This is a genomic window from uncultured Xanthomarina sp., assembly GCF_963971605.1.
Taxonomy (GTDB): domain Bacteria; phylum Bacteroidota; class Bacteroidia; order Flavobacteriales; family Flavobacteriaceae; genus Xanthomarina; species Xanthomarina gelatinilytica.
In genome coordinates, this window is record NZ_CAXATZ010000008.1 from 40947 (window position 1) to 57660 (window position 16714).

A 16714-nucleotide genomic window follows, 5' to 3' on the forward strand; every position below is an offset into this window, starting at 1 on the left:
TTGATTATGAGAAAAAAAGTTGCATTCTACACCTTGGGCTGTAAGCTTAATTTTTCGGAAACGTCCACCATTGCCAGAAATTTTAAAGATGAAGGTTTTGATAGGGTTGAGTTTCATGACAAAGCCGATATTTATGTTATAAATACCTGTTCGGTTACCGAAAATGCAGATAAGCGTTTTAAAACCATTGTTAAACAAGCTCAAAAATTGAATCCAGATGCTTTTGTGGCTGCCATTGGTTGTTATGCGCAGTTAAAGCCTCAAGAATTGGCAGACGTAGATGGCGTGGATTTGGTGCTTGGCGCCACTGAAAAATTTAAGATTACAGATTATATAAACGACTTGTCCAAAAACGATTTTGGTGAAGTACATTCCTGCGAAATTGAAGAGGCCGACTTTTATGTTGGAAGTTATTCCATAGGAGACAGGACGCGTGCCTTTTTAAAAGTACAGGACGGTTGCGACTATAAATGTACCTATTGTACCATTCCGTTGGCCAGAGGTATTTCCAGAAGTGATACCTTGAACAATGTGCTTAACAATGCCAAAGAGATTTCTAAACAAGACATTAAAGAAATTGTGCTAACAGGAGTTAACATAGGCGATTACGGAAAAGGGGAGTTTGGTAACAAAAAGCACGAGCACACCTTTCTGGATTTGGTAAAGGAACTTGATAAAGTTGAAGGTATAGAAAGGTTGCGTATTTCTTCCATCGAGCCTAACTTATTAAAAAACGAAACCATAGATTTTGTTTCCAAAAGCAACACATTTGTCCCTCATTTTCATATCCCTTTGCAAAGTGGCAGCAATAAAATATTAAAACTCATGCGAAGACGTTATATGCGCGAACTGTATATAGATCGTGTTGCCAAAATTAAAGAGGTCATGCCACATGCGTGCATAGGTGTGGATGTAATTGTAGGATTTCCCGGGGAAACAGACGAACTGTTCTTGGAGACCTACAATTTTTTAAACGAATTGGATATATCTTATTTACATGTTTTTACTTATTCTGAAAGGGACAATACTTTGGCAGCCAATATGGATGGTGTTGTACCAAAAAGGGTTAGGGCCAAAAGAAGTAAAATGCTAAGGGGATTATCTGCAAAAAAACGACGAGCTTTCTATGAAAGCCAATTGGACACTACAAGAAAAGTGTTGTTTGAAAGTGAAAACAAAGAAGGTTATATACAGGGCTTTACTGGTAATTATGTAAAAGTAAAAGCACCTTGGAATCCAGAGTTGGTGAATACCATTCATGAGGTTTCCTTAACCAAGATTGATGACGATGGCCTGGTAAGGCTGGAGTTTTTAAAAGAAATGGTAAGCTAAAAATAAAAAAATCCGAAACTTAAAAATTTCGGATTTTTTGTGATGTTACATATCTTTAATTTATATTCTAACGCCAACAGGAAGCATGCGTTTGTATTTTCTGTTTTTTCTCACAAATTTGGCAATTTCAGGACTAGTGGGAACCACACTTAGGTTGCGCTCTTCAATATCTTGGAAAACAGTCACTAAAAAGTCGTTTTGAAACGCTTCAGAATTAATCTCGTCTGGGATGATAAGCTTGGTTAAAAATATCTTTCGTTCTTGTAGCGAATACTCGATTTTTGCTAAATGATCATCAATTTTCAATTCATACTGACGTAAAAAGTCATTGTCCACAAGTTCAGATGCTTCAATCATAATAAGAAAGTTTTTTATTTAAATGGAATTTATAGGAGTCAGTGCTATTTTTCAATAGTTTTGTAACGCAAATTTACGAAAAAATATTGTAAAAATTCATTTTTTACCTACTTAAAAGCTTATGAGTCAAGATATCATACATGTTTATTTTGTTCCAGGAATGGCTGCCAGTCCATTGATTTTTGAAAACATTAAATTACCCAAAGACCAATTTAAGATGCACATGTTGGAATGGTTGATACCTGCTAAAAATGAGTCCATTACGCAATATGCCAAACGCATGGTGGAACTTATAGAACATGATAATGTGGTGTTGGTGGGAGTTTCCTTTGGTGGGATTATGGTTCAGGAAATGAGCAAACACATCAAATTAAAAAAACTAATTGTGGTTTCCAGTGTGAAAACAAAGCACGAGTTTTCCAAACGCATGAAACTTGCCAGGATGACCAAAGCCTATAAAATAATGCCAACCAGTTTGGTTAATAATATAGATGCTTTGGCAAAATACACATTTGGCAACACCATAAAAAAGCGTGTTGCTTTATATAGAAAATACCTTTCTGTTACCAATAAGCAATACCTGGATTGGGCCATTAAACAGGTTATTTGTTGGGATCAGGAAAAACCGTTGCCAGAAGCCATTCATATCCATGGAGAAAAGGACGCCGTTTTTCCTCATAGATGTTTAGGCGAATGCATTACTGTAAAAGGAGGTACACACATTATGATTATTGATAGATATAAGTGGTTTAACAAAAATTTGCCAAAATTAATTTTAGATGAAGAATTGGCTTAAATATTGCTGTAATTTTATTAAATTTATAAAAACTTTTTAAGATGAAATGGGTTAAAAACACACTGGCTTTCATAGGGTTAACCAGTTTAATGATGATTTTTGTGTATGCACTGCAAGATGCACCTACAGACGAAAATTTCGAAAAAAAATTAATTAACGACTATAATGTTTATGCACTACAAATTCCAGAACATTTAAATTTTGCTGGAGAAGATATCCCTTTGGATGATCCAGATATTTTGGAACGAATGGATAGGGAACTGTTGGTTAACACTTATTGGCAATCAAATGGCTTGTTGATGTTTAAGAGAGCCCATAAATATTTTCCAATTATAGAGCCTATCCTTAAAAAGCATGGTGTTCCAGACGATTTTAAATATTTGGCCGTTATTGAAAGTGGATTGATGAATGTGGTGTCTCCAGCTGGAGCCAGAGGTGTCTGGCAAATCATGCCAACCACTGGTAAAGAGTATGGCCTGGAAATTAACGATAATGTTGATGAACGCTACCACTTGGAAAAGTCTACTGAAGTTGCTTGCGAGTATTTAAAAAAATCCAAAGAACAATTGGGGTCTTGGACTTTGGCAGCTGCTGCCTACAATGCTGGTAATTATGGCGTTTCCAAACGTTTGCAAGAGCAAGATGTTACGGATTATTACGATTTGCTTTTAGGGGAAGAAACTGGTAGGTATTTATTTAGAATTGTAGCCTTAAAAGAAATCCTGTCCCATCCAGATAGGTATGGTTTTAACTTTAGAGAGAAGGATTTATATACTCAAGTGCCAACTTACAAGGTGGAGGTTGATACAGCAGTTACAGATTTTGCGTCTTTTGCCAAAGGGTTTGGAATAAATTATAAAATTTTAAAAATCCACAATCCTTGGTTACGGGAACCACATCTAAACAACAAGTCCAGAAAACAGTATTTCATAGAAATCCCTAAAGAGGGATATTATAAAACAAAATCGTAACACCTAGGTTTGGACATAAAAAAAGCTTAATCCCAAAAAGATTAAGCTTTTTTTAAGGACCTTAGTCTCTGTTATCTTCGTTTTCCAGCACGTGGCTGTCTGTGTCCACCAAAATGTTGGTTGGGCATTTGCGCTTTTTTCATATTGTCTTTCATCATCTTGATTTGCTCAGTAAGCATGTTCCTTTTATCCAGTTTTTGTGCTTCACTCAATAATAACTGCGCTTCATTTTTTCTACGTTTGCTAAAAGCAATTCCAGCCAAGTTTAATTTGGCCATTGCCATATCGTGATCCATGCTTAAACCTAAAGCAACAGCCTTTTTAAAATATTTTTCGGCTTCGTTCATGTTTTCTTGAGACACCATAATGCCATGAAGGAAATTATAATAACCTTGCTGCTTTTTTACCAAAGCCGTTTCTGGGTTTTTTATCCTGTTTAACCATTTTTTGGCACCAGTAAAATCTTGTTTACGCAATCTTAAAAAAGCCAATAATATAATTTCATTCTTAAAATATAGAAAAATAAAAATTGTAGATAGTAAAAGGTACATAATACCATTACCTATGAAACCTTCTGTAAATTGGTATATGGCATAAGCAATTATTAAAGCTGCAATAATTAATTTAAATACTTTATTGTACATGTTTTTTAGTTTTATAAGTTGTTTTTGAAATAATAGTTGTTGGGATTTCCACAGTTTCCATTTGGTTCATAACTGTTGTTCCTTTGGTTGTGGAAGTAACCGTTATGAGTTCTGGAAAACCAGAAAGTTTATTTGCAATCACATGGGTATCTTGAGAGCCTTTAAGTTTCATAACATGAGATTCCTCTTCTGAAACCATGGAGATATTGCTCGTAGCATCCAGAACAATGCTTTTGTTGAATTCTTTTAAGGTCCAATTGTTTTTTGCCGTTATTGCTCCAGAGTAGGTGTTTGTCCACTGGTCGCCAACCAATACTTTCTTGTTAGGGTAAAGGTAGGTCATCTGTTCAAAGCTCCTGGAAAGGCTTTCGTTGCCATACTCTTCTTTTAAGGCCTCTATGGTTAGCTCTTTGGTAAACTGGTCTTCTATGCCTGCATTTTCAACCATTTTTTTTATCATGGCCTGAGTTCCTGAGACATTAAGGATTTTACCTGTTTTAAGCATTTCAATTTTTAGGACAGAACTTGTTAATCCAGAAAACATTTTAGACTCTAAATCGTCTTTTTTATCTTCCAAATGGGTGTCCACATTCATTAAATCTCCATAAATATTGGATGTTGTTTTTAATTTAAACCTCTTAAATTTAAAATTTATTAGATAAGAACTGTCTGTTTTAGCAGTCACAATTAAATTAAAATCGCATTCTAAATTGTTGGACATTTCATGTTTGGAACCATTCATATCTTGGGTAATCTGTTGTGTTGAAATTTGTGTAATGGTCAGGTTATCACCAATATTAAGCTTGTATTCCAATGTGTTTTGCGAAAAAACAAGATTAGAGATAACCAGTAAACAAACAGTTATTTTAACAACAAAAGGGTTCATTTTATGAGCATGGATTTTGTAGTGCAAAGAAACTAAATTTTTATTGAAAAAATATTTTTAAAATAAGGTTTGTCAAATAAAAAAGGGTTTGTATATTTGCGCTCAGTTTTAGATAAAGGTTAAAACAGATTATTTAGATAAAATAAAGAAGATATTAAAGATAATAAGTAATGAGTAAAAGAACATTTCAGCCGTCAAAGAGAAAGAGAAAGAACAAACATGGCTTTAGAGAAAGAATGGCTTCTGCCAATGGTAGAAAAGTACTAGCTCGTAGAAGAGCAAAAGGTAGAAAGAAATTATCTGTATCTTCTGAAGCAAGACATAAAAAATAATGATTAACAATTGTTGATATATAAAAGGTGTTACTTTACGGTAACGCCTTTTTTTATATCTACAAATCAGTAATTTTGCAAACACAATTATAACAATACATTACTAAGAAAATGCCTAAAAATTCAAAACTAAAGTCTATTTTAATTATTGGTTCTGGTCCAATTGTCATCGGCCAAGCATGTGAATTCGATTATTCTGGAACCCAAGCATTAAGATCGTTAAGAGAAGATGGAGTTGAAACAATTTTAATCAATTCCAATCCTGCAACCATCATGACCGATCCATCTATGGCAGATCATGTTTATTTGTTGCCTCTTACCACCAAGTCCATTATTCAAATTTTAAAGGAACACCCTCAAATAGATGCTGTTTTACCTACTATGGGAGGTCAAACGGCTTTAAATTTATGTATAGAAGCAGACGAAAAAGGCATTTGGAAAGATTTTAATGTAGATATTATTGGTGTTGATATTGATGCCATCAATATTACAGAAGATAGAGAAAAGTTTAGGGAACTTATGTTAAAAATAGGCATACCTATGGCACCTCAAGCAACAGCCACATCTTATCTTCAAGGTAAGGAAATTGCACAGGAATTTGGTTTTCCATTGGTTATTAGGGCTTCGTTCACACTTGGTGGCGCAGGAGCATCGTTTGTATATAAAGAAGAAGAGTTTGATGAATTGTTAACACGTGGTCTGGAAATTTCTCCCATCCACGAAGTCATGATCGATAAAGCCTTGATTGGTTGGAAAGAATATGAACTGGAGTTGTTGCGTGATGCTAACGACAATGTGGTGATTATTTGTTCCATAGAAAATATGGATCCTATGGGAATTCACACTGGAGATTCCATAACTGTGGCTCCAGCCATGACTTTAAGTGATAGAACGTATCAAAAAATGCGAGATATGGCTATCCATATGATGCGCAGTATAGGTGATTTTGCAGGAGGTTGTAATGTGCAATTTGCCGTGAGTCCAGACGACGAAGAAAATATCATTGCCATAGAAATTAATCCACGTGTGTCACGTTCTTCAGCTCTTGCCAGTAAAGCTACAGGATATCCTATTGCAAAAGTAGCAGCTAAGTTGGCCATTGGTTACCATTTGGACGAGTTGGACAACCAGATTACAAAATCTACTTCAGCTTTGTTTGAACCCACTTTAGACTATGTGATAGTGAAAATTCCTCGTTGGAATTTCGATAAATTTGAAGGAAGTGATAGAACTTTAGGACTTCAAATGAAATCGGTTGGAGAAGTAATGGGTATAGGTCGCTCTTTTCAGGAAGCATTGCACAAAGCCACCCAATCACTGGAAATAAAACGCAACGGTTTGGGAGCAGATGGAAAAGGCTATAAAAATTACGACCAGATCATCAGTAAATTAACCTATGCAAGTTGGGATCGTGTGTTTGTAATTTACGATGCCATTCAAATGGGAATCCCTTTAAGCAGAATACACGAAATCACCAAAATAGATATGTGGTTCTTGAAACAATACGAAGAACTCTATCATCTGGAAAAAGAAATTTCCAATTATTCCATTGAAACCCTCAATCGGGAATTATTACTTGAAGCCAAACAAAAAGGGTATGGAGACAGACAGATTGCTCACATGCTCAATTGTTTGGAAAGTCAGGTCTATAAAAAACGAGAAGAATTGGGCATAAAACGTGTTTATAAACTGGTTGATACTTGTGCTGCAGAGTTTAAAGCCCAAACACCATATTATTATTCCACGTTTGAAAATGAAATGGAAACTGCAGATGGAACACTTTATCCACATAATGAAAGTATTGTTTCCGATAAGAAAAAAATTGTGGTTCTTGGTTCAGGACCAAATAGAATTGGACAAGGCATTGAGTTCGATTATTGCTGTGTTCATGGTGTTTTGGCAGCTGCCGAATGCGGATACGAAACCATTATGATCAACTGTAATCCTGAAACAGTTTCTACCGATTTTGACACAGCAGACAAACTGTATTTTGAACCTGTTTTTTGGGAGCACATTTACGATATCATCAAACATGAAAAGCCTGAAGGCGTTATTGTACAACTTGGTGGACAAACAGCTTTAAAACTGGCAGAAAAGTTGGATAGATATGGTATTAAAATTATAGGTACTACCTATCAATCTTTGGATTTGGCAGAAGATAGAGGGAGTTTTTCAAAACTGCTTAAAGAAAATGACATTCCTTACCCAAAGTTTGATGTTGCCACAACTGCTGAAGAAGCCCTTGCTGTTGCCGATAAATTGGATTTCCCTATTTTGGTAAGGCCATCTTATGTTTTGGGAGGCCAAGGCATGAAAATTGTAATCAATAAAAAAGAACTGGAAGAACACGTGGTAGACTTGCTTCGAAGCATTCCAAACAATAAATTGCTTCTGGACCACTATCTTGATGGAGCTATAGAAGCCGAAGCAGATGCCATTTGCGATGGTGAAAATGTTTACATTATAGGGATTATGGAACACATAGAGCCTTGTGGTATTCACTCTGGAGACAGCAATGCCACTTTGCCTCCTTTTAACTTAGGTGAGTTTGTAATGCAACAAATTAAGGACCATACCAAAAAGATTGCCCTGGCTTTAAACACGGTTGGTTTAATTAATATTCAGTTTGCCATAAAAGATGATATTGTATACATTATTGAAGCCAACCCTAGAGCATCCAGAACGGTTCCGTTTATCTCCAAAGCATATGGAGAACCTTATGTAAATTATGCTACCAAAGTGATGTTGGGAGAGAAAAAGGTAACCGATTTTAACTTCAATCCTCAATTAAAGGGATATGCAATTAAACAACCTGTTTTCTCATTCAATAAATTTCACAACGTCAATAAAAAACTGGGTCCAGAAATGAAAAGTACTGGAGAAAGTATCTTGTTTATTGAAAGCTTGAAGGACGATGAATTTTACAACTTGTACTCTAGACGCAAGATGTATCTAAGTAAGTAATGGATTTATTCGGTAAAAAATATCTTTAATATTGCTAATAATTATTACATTAGCTATGTAAATCAAATCTATTTCATGAACCGAAGGCAAATTTTATTTATAGGATGTTTATTGACGTCTCTTTTAAACTTTGCACAAAACGATATTTTTAACATTGCTCGCTCTGGTTCTGTTGCAGATGTACAGACTTTAATGAAAATAGATTCAGACACCATTAATGCCGTAAACGATAAAGGGTTTACTGCTTTAACCTTAGCTTGTTATCATGGAAATGAAGCGGTTGCACTGTATTTGTTGAATCATGTAAACAATGTTAATGGTGTCAGTAAATATGGTACACCATTAATGGCAGCAGTTTTTAAGGAGCAAGTGGTACTTACAAAAGCTCTGTTGGAAAAAGGTGCCAACCCCAATATATCCGATGTAAATAAAACAACACCTTTGCATTATGCTGTACTGCTGAAAAATAAAACCCTTATTGAATTATTATTGGATGCCAATGTAGATAGGACTTTAAGGGACAGCCGTGATAAAACTGCTTTAGATTATGCCTTAATGGATGACAACAAAGCTATCATTGAACTTTTGAAAAAATAATATTACCTATGAAAAACATTACTTTTGCCTTAATAGGTGTTTTTACCTTCATGAGTACCTTTTTATACAGTCAGACTTATACTACAGGTGTTATTGAACTGTTTAACGACCAAACTAATTTATATACAGCACAAATAGACGTTAGCAGCACTCTTGTTACCTTAACCTTAAGTGGTCCAGATAATAAATATTTGGGGTTGGGATTTGATGCCATGAGCATGACAGCAGGAAAGGATGTGGTTATTTGGTTAAATGATGGCACTTTTAAATTAACCGATAGATCTTTTATAGGTGTTGGTAGTGAACCAGTAATGGATGCAGAACAAGATTGGACCATTGTTTCCAATACCACTTCTGGAGGACAAAGACAAGTGGTCGCAACAAGACTTCCAAATACTGGAAACCCTAACGATTATGTGTTTTCAACATCAGCTTCCTCTATAGATTTGGTATGGTCTTTTGAAGCTGGTACAGGATATATTATGGGTTGGCATGGAGCCAATAGAGGTTCTACAAGAGAGTCTTTTACCTTAGGCACCCAAGAGGTTGTAAAAACCGAGTTTTCTATTTATCCTAACCCAAGTAAATCCCGTTTAAACGTCAATTTAAAAACCTTAAGCAATGATGCCAGAATTGAAGTACTGGACATACTTGGAAAAAAAGTTTATTCAAATTCCTTAAACACGTTACAAAATACCATTAATGTCTCCAAATGGCATTCTGGTGTTTATTTGGTTAGGATTTCCCAAGCGAACCAAGTGGTAACCAAACGGTTTGTTAAACAATAACAGATGTTTTTTAACATCGTTCTCAAACCATCACGTTTGTGCTTGATGGTTTTTTTATTTGATATAAAGATATAGGATACCTGTAAGTATGGCTATTCCAAAGCTAATTAGCGTTCCTATCAAAATATATTCTGTTAACTTTCTGTGTTTGCTTTCTTTTAAATCCCCAAACCTAAATACCGATTTTGCGGTTATTAAAAACCCAACAGCTTCCCAGTGATTTGTTATAATAAACACAAATACCAACATACGTTCCAACATGCCTATATATCTGCCAGCATCCTTTAAGGATTCATTTCCCGTTGTCAACTTTTCTATGTCCCATTTGCTAAATATGGTCATCATGATTATGGAAACAGGTTGTGTTAAAAAAAGCACACAAGTTATTAGCAACAAGCTGTTTTTTGTTACAAAATTTGCCAGATGAAAGCTGTTGTCCGTAAATAGAAAGTAAGCAACAAAAATTACTATTATATGTAATAACTGATCTAAAAAAAACCATAAACGCTTTGTTTTTTTCTTTTGAAATGTGAGCTTTAATACATCTATGATAAAATGGGATATTGTAATACCTACAACAACAGGCCATAAAGACAGGTCCCAAAGAAGTAATACCAATAAGAGGAAATGAATGGCAATATGGGCATATAGTACAGGGGATTTTAGCTTCTTTTTTTCTTTTTTCTTGATTGATTTTTTTGTTTGAAAAACAAAATCGCCAATTAAATGAGCCAAGAAAAGTTTAATTAAAAGTATCATAATTCCTTAGATATTTTTTGTTGATACATGTTGTTAAGCTCTAAAACCTCTTCCAAATTAGCTCGTTTTTGCCTTCTGCTTATAGTATTTTGGTTAATGCCCAAACGTTTTCCCAATTCTTCTTGAATGGCATTGGGATGTTCTAAACTCAATTTTACAATTTCGGCTTGATGGACTGTCCATCGATCCATACTTATGGCAGCCAATTTAAAATATAAGTTTAATTCTTGATCTAAAGTTTTATTGGAAGTTTTTATTTTAAGGCTTTGTTTGCTTTTTTTTAGGGTTTCTAAAGTTGTTCCAGAATTTAGAAATGCTTCTCCTTGAGATTCTGTTACAAACTCACCACTATACGTTTTAGATCCAAGGCCTATGGCAAGCCTGACATCCAAACCCTTTATGGTTTTTATACAAGCTTTGATATATACGGCAGCTTCAAAACTTTTTTCAACCTGTTTTATTTCTATTTGAAAACTATCACCTCTATAAATTTCCCATAACGAATGATCCTTTTCTATGGTCGCTAAAGCATTTTTTAATGTTTGCAACCATAATTTTGGGTTGTTTAAGGACCTTGATTTAATGATGTCTCCTGTTATTACACTGGTCATGGGTCTTGTTGCCATTCTTGCTTTTTTATATGTGATAATTTAAAATATCCTTTTATTACGTGATAATTTAAAATATCCTTTTATTACGTGATAATAAAGATAACTTGTTTTGTTTAAAAAGCAAATAAATTTCTTGAAAATTAATAATTTCAATTGAAAATCAGAGGGATATAACAATTAAAGTTCAATTTTCACCTTGTAAGGTTCCAAGATATGTAAGTAGTTTTCTGCTGCAAAGGTTTTATGGTTAAACACTTCGTGTCTGTTTTCTTTAGATTTTATAAGTTCAATGGCTTTTAAAAAACGTCTTATTTCTATGGAATTGCTTAAAATTAAACCAGGAACAGCCACAGATTCATTATCGTCGTTTTTGGCAACCATGGTAAAATAGGAGGAGTTGCAATGTTTCACGTTTCCTGTTCGTATGTTTTCTGCAATAACACGAATGCCCACAACCATAGAAGTATTGCCAACATAGTTCACAGATGCTTTCATGGTAACCAATTCACCAATTTCAATAGGATTGAGAAAATCGACAGTATTAACAGAAGCAGTTACACAATACGCTTCAGAGTGTTTGGATGCACAGGCAAAGGCAATTTGATCCATTAAATTAAGAATGTAACCACCATGAATTTTGCCATTAAAATTGGAATGGGATGGTTGCATTAGCTCAGAGATTGAAATACGTGAATTTGCTGCTGGTTTGTATGTTTTTTTCATTTAATAGCGTCTGTTACTGCGTTCTTTGTCTTCTTCCACTTTAGTTATAAAGTATTTTGTGTCTCCAAGCCAGAAAATCTTGCTATAACGTTCAAAGTAATGAAGTTTTACGTATTTTCCTTGTAAATCCTTTAAGTCCTGAATGACCTCTTTTTCTTTATCTTCAACTGAAAACTCAAACAATTGTGCTTCGGAAACACCTTGGCTTATTTCGCCTTCCCATGTTTTTATGAACACACCTTTACTGCTAAACTTAACCAGTTCGCCAGCACGAATCCCTTCGCTATAGCTAGCAAAATAAATAAAGGCAAAATAGCCTGCCAAAGCTAGAATAAGTACGATACTAAATTTTATTAAAAATCTTTTCATGGGATTTGCAATTTAATCGTCTGTGTTTTCGGCTCTTTTTAAGAGTTTTTCATTTTGTTGTTTACTGGCTTTGGCACCTAAGGTTTTTAGTGTTTCCACGCGTTTTATTAAGTTTCCTTTACCAGTAAGCTTTACCATGGCACTCTCGTAGGATTTTTGAACTGTGCCAATTTGGTTTCCAACTTTAATAAGTTCTTCGGTTAAATTAACAAAAGAATCGTAAAGTCTACCTGCTTGTGTGGCAATTTCTATAGCATTGGCTTTTTGTTTTTCGTTTTGCCACATGCTGTCAATGGTTCTTAAAACAGCCAACAATGTTGTAGGTGTTACAATGATGATGTTTTTTTCGAAGGCATCCGAATACAGTGCAGGATACTCCATAGATGCAATGGCAAAGGCCGATTCTATTGGTATGAACAACAACACAAAGTCTGGACTGTCCATCTCATAAATTTGATGGTAATTTTTTTCGCCCAATTCATTAACGCGCTTTCGTACAGAAAGCAAGTGGTTTTTTAAGTGCGTGGCTTTTTCGGCATCTTCCACTTCATTAATATAACGTTCATAAGCCACAAGGGACACTTTGGAGTCCACTATCAATTTCTTGTCTCCCGGTAAGGAAATGATAACATCTGGCATGACACGCTTTCCTGTTTCTGTGGTAAAGCTTTGTTGCACAAAATATTCGCTGTCTTTTTTTAATCCACTGCGTTCCAGCACACGTTCCAAAACCAATTCGCCCCAATTTCCTTGCATTTTGGTGTCTCCTTTTAAGGCTTTGGTTAAATTGCTGGTCTCTTTGCTCATCTGTTCGTTAAGCTCTTTTAGACCTAAAATTTGTCTACGTAAATCGGCACTTCTGGTAATGTCTTCTTTGTTGGTTTCTTCTACGCGTTTTTCAAAATGCTTGATTTTTTCTTCCAAAGGTTTTAAAATGGCATCTAGGTTGTCTTTGTTTTGTGAGGTAAACTTTTTGGATTTTTCGTCCAAAATCCTATTGGCAAGATTTTCAAATTCCTTGGAAAATTTTTCCTGTAGTTTTTCTACTTCGGCCTTTTGTTCTTTTATTTTTTCCTGAAGATTTTCAAATTCTGTATTGCGTTTGGTTAATTCAGAACTTAATTGGTCTTTTTCATTTCGGATGTCGTTGCGTTCTCCTTCAATTTTACTTGAATGTTGTTTTAAGTCCTCGATGATTTGATTTAATTGCTTCTGACGTTCTTCCAAAGTGCTTAATTCCCCTTTGCTTTTCAGTTTTGCAATGGTTAGGCCAATGTATGCGCCAATGCCTCCAGAAACCAGGATGGAAATAATGAGAATGATGTTGTCGTTCATGAATTGAAATTGAATTTTATCAAAGATAGTTAATTTGTTATTCAGAGCGAAGCGAAGAATCTTAAATAAGGCACATTAAAAAGTTCAATAATAAGTTATTTTTTCACCCTAAAACTTCCTGTATGTTTGTCGAAAACAATTAAGTCTTCTGGGAAAAGCGTGTTAAAAACCCCCTTGGAAATAAGGTTGCAAGGTGCATCTGTGATAACCGTTTCTTGTGTCATCACAATCATTTTATCACAAAGTTGGATGGCTAGATCTATTTCATGGGATGAAAAGAGAATGGTTTTGTTGGTCTCTTTTACCAATTTTTTAAGCAGTTTTAAAATATATGCTTTGTGGTACATGTCTAGATGTGTGGTTGGTTCATCCAATATTATTAAATCTGTGTCTTGAGCCAAAGCACGAGCAATCAAGACTTTTTGAAGTTGCCCATCGCTTAGTTCAAAACATTTTTTGTGTTTTAAGGTTTCAATATTGGTTAGGTTTAAAGCTTGATGAATGCTTTCCATATCTTTGGTGTTAAGGTTTCCTACCCAATTGGTATATGGATGTCTGCCCAAAGCCACCAATTCAAAAACAGATAGGTTTCTTGAAGCAATAGGCTCTGTTAATACCAAGCTCATGGATTTTGCAAGTTCTTCGGAAGTATAATTTGAAAGTAATTTATTGTGAATGTAAATGTTACCTTTTAAACTTTCCTGAACATTGGTAAGAGTACGTAATAGAGTGGATTTACCAATCCCGTTGGCACCAACCAAACCTATTAGCTCACCTTTTTGTAGCTCGATTTGAATATTTGAAGCTATTATAGTAGGAACTTTCTTGGACTTATAACCTATGGAAAGTTGTTCGGTTTTTAAAATAATATGTAAATTTTTATGAGCCACGAATTCACGATTTGTTTTTCTTTCCTATTTATTCTATTTCCGATACTTTTTAAAAAATCATTTTACGTTTTCTAACCAACAACCAAATAACCACTGGAGCTCCAATTAAAGAAGTTATGGCATTGATAGGCAAGGTGTAATCACTAGTTGGTAATTGTGCAATGCTATCGCATATAAGCATGATAATGGCTCCAAACAAAAATACAGCAGGCAACAAAATTTTATGGTTTGAAGTATTGAATACTTGTCTGGTAATATGAGGAATGGCCAAACCAATAAAAGCAATTGGTCCAGCAAAAGCAGTTATGGTTCCTGCCAACAAGCTGGTAGCCAAAATAATTACGAAACGACTTTTCTTAATGTTCAAGCCCAAACTTTTAGCATAATTTTCACCTAACAATAACGTGTTCAATCCTTTTATGGATAATATGCTTAAAAGCATTCCAAAACAATAAACAATTAAAAAAATAAAAAGCTCGTTCCAAGACAGATTGCCCAAACTGCCAAAGCCCCAAAAAATGTATTGCTGTAATTGTTCGGCTGAACTAAAATAGGAGAGGACACTTACAATAGCAGCCGTTATGCTGCCAAACATGAGTCCTATAATTAAAATGGCCATAGTGTCACTTACTCTGGAGGAAACCACCAAAACAGCAAGCAGCACTAAAAAACTTCCCAAACTAGCAGCAATAACAACAATCCATTTGGAGATTAACAACGAGGCAAACATACCACCAAATATTCCAGATCCTAAAATAACCAAAGCAACTCCCAGACTGGCTCCAGAACTAATACCCAAAACAAAAGGTCCAGCTAATGGGTTTCTGAATAAGGTTTGCATCAATAATCCAGAAATGCCCAATCCAGAACCAACCAGAATGGCTGTAATGGCTTTAGGCAATCTATAATCTTGTATGATATAAGGCCAAGATTCATGGTCCAAAGTTCCTATAAAGCTTTTAAAAACGGCTTGTATGGGAATGGAAACGGACCCTAAACCAATGTTCACAAAAAAGCAAATAATCAATATAAAGATTAATGCTATAAAGGATAAGGTGTATGTATTGGTTTTTGGCAATTAATGTAATGGTTTATAAAAATAAGGTTTATAATCTGCTAGTAAATCTGGATGACAAATTTTAATAATATCTTTTAAAACTAAATCTGGTCTGGCAATCCCTAATTCGTAATATAACACACCTCCAGTGCTACCAGTTGTGTTTGCAAAGGTATAAATGCTTTTGCTTTTATAGGCATCGAATTTTGTATAATGTTGGTTGGCACTTTCCAAAGCTTCGTAGGAGGTGTAATAGGATGGGTTGATCCATATATCTGCATTTTTGGCTTTATCAAAAACCACTTCAAAATTTAAAGACAAACTTCCATTTCCTTTAGTGTCAGCCCAAAGATAATTAACGTTGGCATCCTTTAATATCTCTGCTTCAGTACTAGTGCCATTGGGCAAATACCAGATGTCCTTGTGCATGGCACCACTTAACACACTTGGTTTGCTTTTGGCATCCAAAGCTATTGATTTGGCTTCTAAATAATTTTTTTCAATGGTATTAAAAATAGAATCGGCTTTCTGTCTTTTGTTAAACAGAACACCAAAAAACTTAATCCATTCTGCTTTTGCCAATGGGGAATGTTCTATCCAATCGCCATTGTAAATAACTGGAATCCCAGATTTTTTTATGGTTTCAAACGTTTTATTGTTTCCATCTATGCCAAAACCTATAACCACTTCTGGTTGTATTTCAAGTAACACTTCAGTATTGATGCCTTCGTTTTTCCCCAACTCCCTAACTTTTCCCTTATCAACCCTAAAGCGTGTTTTTTCAGAAGAAATATAATCTGTTCCAGGAAAACCAACCAAACTCTTTTCAACGCCCAATAATTCCAGGGCTGGAATGTGTGTAGTGGAAGTAACCACTATTTTTTTTACAGGAATAGTAATAATACCATCAAATTCATCATTGTTTAAAGTGATTTTGGGCAACATGTTTTTATGGACCAAGGCATACCGATACGTTTTTTCGGCATTTGGCCAAGGACTGTTAATGGTTAAGGTGCTGAAATTTTCATGATGCGTTATTTCAAATCCTTCAGCATAGGACAATGGTACTTTGAATACATCTGTTATGGTAACCGGTTGATAATCTTTGTTTTTGCAGTTGAAAAGCAGCAAACAAACACCTAAAAATAAATATCGCGAAATCATAAATTGTGTAACTTTTGTAACTGTCCATTATGGTATGGGTTTATATTTTTATAAAAAATAAAAACCATGAGAGACGGTTCAAATTTAACAATATATATAGTAGCAGGAATCATAATATTTCATTTTTTAGTTGGGTTTA

Annotated in this window: 18 protein-coding genes; 7 read left to right on the forward strand and 11 right to left on the reverse strand. The window is 34.8% G+C overall.

Annotation, left to right across the window (positions count from 1 at the left end; genetic code table 11):
* Positions 1–6 precede the first annotated feature (6 nt).
* Complete coding sequence (gene mtaB / locus AACY93_RS04920; RefSeq protein WP_286853251.1) at positions 7–1332, forward strand: tRNA (N(6)-L-threonylcarbamoyladenosine(37)-C(2))-methylthiotransferase MtaB; 1326 nt, start codon at positions 7–9, stop codon at positions 1330–1332.
* A 60-nt stretch (positions 1333–1392) separates the two neighbouring features.
* Here mtaB and AACY93_RS04925 read toward each other — a convergent pair whose 3' ends face one another.
* Positions 1393–1689 (reverse strand): N-acetyltransferase, encoded by a 297-nt coding sequence (locus AACY93_RS04925; protein ID WP_007649865.1) that lies wholly within the window; start codon positions 1687–1689, stop codon positions 1393–1395.
* A gap of 121 nt (positions 1690–1810) precedes the next feature.
* On the opposite strand from AACY93_RS04925, the gene AACY93_RS04930 reads away from it, so the two are divergent.
* Together AACY93_RS04930 and AACY93_RS04935 are read left to right on the forward strand one after the other, a co-directional pair.
* On the forward strand, positions 1811–2485 hold the full coding sequence (locus AACY93_RS04930) for a YqiA/YcfP family alpha/beta fold hydrolase (protein WP_007649867.1): 675 nt from the start codon (positions 1811–1813) through the stop codon (positions 2483–2485).
* A 41-nt stretch (positions 2486–2526) separates the two neighbouring features.
* On the forward strand, positions 2527–3456 hold the full coding sequence (locus AACY93_RS04935; protein ID WP_007649869.1) for a lytic transglycosylase domain-containing protein: 930 nt from the start codon (positions 2527–2529) through the stop codon (positions 3454–3456).
* Positions 3457–3527: 71 nt separating this feature from the next.
* Here AACY93_RS04935 and AACY93_RS04940 read toward each other — a convergent pair whose 3' ends face one another.
* Together AACY93_RS04940 and AACY93_RS04945 are read right to left on the reverse strand one after the other, a co-directional pair.
* A complete protein-coding gene (locus tag AACY93_RS04940) occupies positions 3528–4100 on the reverse strand; it encodes a hypothetical protein (protein ID WP_007649871.1) in 573 nt (190 codons plus the stop codon).
* On the reverse strand, positions 4090–5013 hold the full coding sequence (locus tag AACY93_RS04945; RefSeq protein ID WP_286853250.1) for a DUF6263 family protein: 924 nt from the start codon (positions 5011–5013) through the stop codon (positions 4090–4092). The genes AACY93_RS04940 and AACY93_RS04945 overlap by 11 nt, the downstream gene beginning before the upstream one ends.
* A 143-nt stretch (positions 5014–5156) precedes the next feature.
* Between AACY93_RS04945 and rpmH the strand changes: the two genes are divergently transcribed.
* The 4 genes from rpmH to AACY93_RS04965 all read left to right on the forward strand — a co-directional run bounded on the left by rpmH (position 5157) and on the right by AACY93_RS04965 (position 9667).
* Complete coding sequence (rpmH, locus tag AACY93_RS04950) at positions 5157–5318, forward strand: 50S ribosomal protein L34 (protein ID WP_040492009.1); 162 nt, start codon at positions 5157–5159, stop codon at positions 5316–5318.
* A gap of 111 nt (positions 5319–5429) precedes the next feature.
* Positions 5430–8282 (forward strand): carbamoyl-phosphate synthase large subunit, encoded by a 2853-nt coding sequence (carB, locus tag AACY93_RS04955; RefSeq protein ID WP_286853249.1) that lies wholly within the window; start codon positions 5430–5432, stop codon positions 8280–8282.
* Positions 8283–8357: 75 nt separating this feature from the next.
* Complete coding sequence (locus tag AACY93_RS04960) at positions 8358–8879, forward strand: ankyrin repeat domain-containing protein (protein WP_286853248.1); 522 nt, start codon at positions 8358–8360, stop codon at positions 8877–8879.
* Between the two features lie 8 nt (positions 8880–8887).
* Entirely contained in the window at positions 8888–9667 is a 780-nt protein-coding gene (locus tag AACY93_RS04965; RefSeq protein WP_286853247.1) for a T9SS type A sorting domain-containing protein, read from the forward strand.
* Between the two features lie 54 nt (positions 9668–9721).
* On the opposite strand, the gene AACY93_RS04970 is transcribed toward AACY93_RS04965, so the two are convergent.
* The 8 genes from AACY93_RS04970 to AACY93_RS05005 form a co-directional block, all read right to left on the reverse strand.
* A complete protein-coding gene (locus AACY93_RS04970) occupies positions 9722–10426 on the reverse strand; it encodes a DUF3307 domain-containing protein (protein ID WP_286853246.1) in 705 nt (234 codons plus the stop codon).
* Positions 10423–11052: a SatD family protein gene (locus AACY93_RS04975; RefSeq protein WP_007649885.1), complete on the reverse strand. Its 630-nt coding sequence runs from the start codon at positions 11050–11052 to the stop codon at positions 10423–10425. Before AACY93_RS04975 ends, AACY93_RS04970 begins: the two co-directional genes overlap by 4 nt.
* Positions 11053–11214: 162 nt before the next feature.
* Positions 11215–11760: an acyl-CoA thioesterase gene (locus AACY93_RS04980; RefSeq protein ID WP_286853245.1), complete on the reverse strand. Its 546-nt coding sequence runs from the start codon at positions 11758–11760 to the stop codon at positions 11215–11217.
* The gene (locus AACY93_RS04985; protein WP_286853244.1) at positions 11761–12129 is read right to left on the reverse strand and encodes a 6-phosphogluconate dehydrogenase; all 369 of its coding nucleotides are present in this window, start codon (positions 12127–12129) and stop codon (positions 11761–11763) included.
* Positions 12130–12141: 12 nt separating this feature from the next.
* Positions 12142–13464: a DNA recombination protein RmuC gene (gene rmuC / locus AACY93_RS04990; RefSeq protein ID WP_286853243.1), complete on the reverse strand. Its 1323-nt coding sequence runs from the start codon at positions 13462–13464 to the stop codon at positions 12142–12144.
* 95 nt (positions 13465–13559) lie between these two features.
* Positions 13560–14354, reverse strand: a complete 795-nt coding sequence (locus AACY93_RS04995; RefSeq protein ID WP_286853242.1) for an ABC transporter ATP-binding protein — start codon at positions 14352–14354, stop codon at positions 13560–13562.
* Positions 14355–14403: 49 nt separating this feature from the next.
* The gene (locus AACY93_RS05000) at positions 14404–15432 is read right to left on the reverse strand and encodes an iron ABC transporter permease (RefSeq protein ID WP_286853241.1); all 1029 of its coding nucleotides are present in this window, start codon (positions 15430–15432) and stop codon (positions 14404–14406) included.
* On the reverse strand, positions 15433–16575 hold the full coding sequence (locus AACY93_RS05005) for an ABC transporter substrate-binding protein (RefSeq protein WP_286853239.1): 1143 nt from the start codon (positions 16573–16575) through the stop codon (positions 15433–15435). It lies immediately after the preceding gene.
* Positions 16576–16714 lie beyond the last annotated feature (139 nt).